Annotated in this window: 3 protein-coding genes; 1 reads left to right on the plus strand and 2 read right to left on the minus strand. The window is 72.5% G+C overall.

Features of this window, described 5'->3' with window-relative positions; genetic code table 11:
- Together KDH83_RS30230 and KDH83_RS30235 are read right to left on the minus strand one after the other, a co-directional pair.
- Positions 1-925 (minus strand): efflux RND transporter periplasmic adaptor subunit (locus KDH83_RS30230; protein ID WP_212322620.1); only part of this gene is annotated, 925 nt, incomplete at its 3' end.
- 106 nt (positions 926-1031) lie between these two features.
- Positions 1032-1898 carry a LysR family transcriptional regulator gene (locus KDH83_RS30235; protein ID WP_212322622.1) on the minus strand — a complete coding sequence of 289 codons (867 nt, stop codon included), beginning with the start codon at positions 1896-1898 and terminating at the stop codon, positions 1032-1034.
- A 92-nt stretch (positions 1899-1990) separates the two neighbouring features.
- Here KDH83_RS30235 and KDH83_RS30240 point away from each other — a divergent pair.
- Positions 1991-2672 (plus strand): SDR family NAD(P)-dependent oxidoreductase (locus KDH83_RS30240; protein ID WP_212322626.1); only part of this gene is annotated, 682 nt, incomplete at its 3' end.

Below are 2672 nucleotides of genomic sequence, written 5' to 3' on the forward strand. Positions count from 1 at the left end.
GGATGTTGACGAACTGGTTCGGAAACAGCGCCTCGTCCGCGTTGTCGAAATGGGCGCGCAGCTTGACGGTGCCGGTCGCGGCCTGGATGCGGTTGTCCAGCGCCTGCAGCGTGCCTTCGGCGACGATGCGCCGCTCATCCGCGTCCCAGGCCTGCACGCGCAGCGCGGCGCCGCCGGCCTGCGCCCGGCGCAGCGCGTCGAGCCGGGTTTCCGGGATGCTGAAAACGGCGGATATGGGGCGGGTCTGCACCAGCGTGGTCAGGCCGTCGGCGTCCGAGGCGCGCACATGGTTGCCGGCGTCGATTCGCCGCAGCCCGATGCGGCCGCCTTGCGGCGCGGTGATGCGCGTCAATGCGAGCTGGCGGCGCGCCTCGTCCACGCGCGCCTGGTCGCGGGCGACCTGCGCCGCCGTCATGCGCGCCTGGGCCTCGGCGGCGTCCAGTTTCTGTCCGGCCACGGCGTCGTTGCGCGCCAGCGCGCGGTAGCGGCGCAGGTCCATGTCGGCGTTGGCCTGCAGCGCCTGGCTGCGGGCCAGCTCGCCTTCGGCGACGGCCAGCGTCGCATGGTAGGGGCGCGGATCGATCTCGGCCAGCAGCTGGCCGGGGCGGACCTCCTGTCCCTCCGTGAAATGCAGCGTCAGCAGTTCACCGTCGACCTGGGTGCGCAGCACGACCCGCGCCAGCGGCGTGATCGTGCCCAGCGCATGCAGGTCCAGGCGCAAGGGGCCGCTGGTGGCCGGCGCCACGCTGACGGGCACGGCTTCCTTGCCGAAGCCGGGGCGCGGCGTGGCGGGCTGCCGTGCGCTCGCGAGCCACACAAGAGCCAGCGCGATCGCCAACAACAGCAGCGCGGACAGCACGACGGCCGCGCGGCGGGTAAGGGGAAAAGGGCGAGGAAGCCGGCGCTGGGCCGGAAGTGGAGACATCTGGACTGCCGGTGCTCGGGATGGCTGACAGGGGTGATTCTATATTAATAATAATTATTATCGTTTTCGTATCAGCAAGCTGTCAGCAAGACCGGCGCTACCAGCGCTACCAGCGCGTCGCCGCCTCGGCCAGCCGTTCCAGGCAGTAGCGCGCGCGCTCGGACAGCGGCCCCTTGGGGCGCGCGGCGTACAGCGCGAAGGACGGCGGACGCCGGGCCTGCGGCGCCGCGACCAGTTGCCCGGCCTGCAAGGCGTCGCGGCACAGGCATTCGGGCGCCACGGCCAGCCCGGCGCCGGCGCGGGTCGCGTCCAGCGCCGCCTGATAGTCGGGCAGCACCAGCGCCGGCGCGTCGGGATCGCGCGCGTAGACCTGCTTCCAGTAGGGCGCCAGCGGCGCGGCGGGGCCTTGCAGGTCGATCAGCGGCAGGCCCCGGGGCGCGGCGCTTTTCGGCAGCCTGCCGCTCCACTGGGGCGCGCACACCAGCCGTTGCGGACATTCATGCAGCAGCTGGTATTCCACGCCCTTGTGCGGAATCCGCGCCGGCGTCACCGCCACGTCGATCACGCGTTCGGCCAGCGCCGACAGCAGGGCGGGCGGCGGCATGGCGCGCAGGTCCACGCGCAGGCCACGGCGATGCAGGCCGGCCAGCGCCGGCAGCAGCAGCGCGATGAAGCCGCTGGTGGCGCCGACATGCGCGACGCCGGCCAGCGCGCCGCCTTCGCCCCGCGCGTGCAGCATGCCCTCCAGCGCGTCCAGGTGTGGACCAGCCTGCCGTTCCAGCTCGACCGCGGCCGGCGTGGGCGCCAGCCCGCGCGGCAGCCGGGTGAACAGCGTCGCGCCCAGATGGGCCTCCAGCAGCTTCACATGGCGCGACACGGCGGGCTGGGTCAGCGATAGCGTGGACGCCGCGCGCGAGATGGAACTGTGCCGGTAGACGCTGACGAAGCTGCGCAGATAGAGCAGATATGACATAAATAAATTTATGGATCGGCGAAAAAACGATGAATTGAGTATAGCCATGGCGGCTTCTACGCTGCGTCTTTCCCTACACCGGAGCGCAGGCCATGACGACCCTTCCATCCACGATCACCCACTATCCCGACCTGCGCGGCAAGGTCGCGCTGGTGACCGGCGGCTCGCGCGGCATCGGCGCGGCGACCTGCCGGGCCCTGGCGGCCAGCGGCGCGAAGGTGGCCGTCAACGGCCGCGACGAGGCGGCGATCCAGGCCGTGGTCGCCTCGATCCGGGACGCCGGCGGCCAGGCCATGGCGGCGCCCGCCGATTGCGCCAGCCTGGCGGACACGCGGCGCATGGCCGGGGAACTGCGCCAGGCCTGGGGCGAGCCGGACCTGCTGGCGGCCTTCGCCGGCGGCGGCACGGGCCGGCCGCAGCCCCTGGGCGAGATCAGCGAGCAGGACTGGCGCTCCAGCCTCGACAACAACCTGACGTCCACGTTCTTCACGCTGCAATGCTTCCTGCCGGGCATGATCGCGCGCGGCGCGGGCAGCGCGGTGACGATGGCCTCGGCCGGCGGCCGCGTGGCCTCGGGCGCGCCGGCCGGCTACGGCGCGGCCAAGGCTGGGGTCATCATGCTGACGCGGCATGCCGCCGTGGAGGCGGGGCCGGCGGGGGTGCGGGTCAACTGCCTGTCGCCGTCGGCGGTGCTGACCGAGCGGACGGCGTTGCGGATGCCGGATGCGCAGCGTCGCGCCATGCTGCCGGCGTTTCCGCTGGGGCGCCTGGGGG

Origin of the sequence: Achromobacter sp. Marseille-Q0513, assembly GCF_018195695.1 — a bacterium.
Lineage (GTDB): Bacteria > Pseudomonadota > Gammaproteobacteria > Burkholderiales > Burkholderiaceae_B > Achromobacter.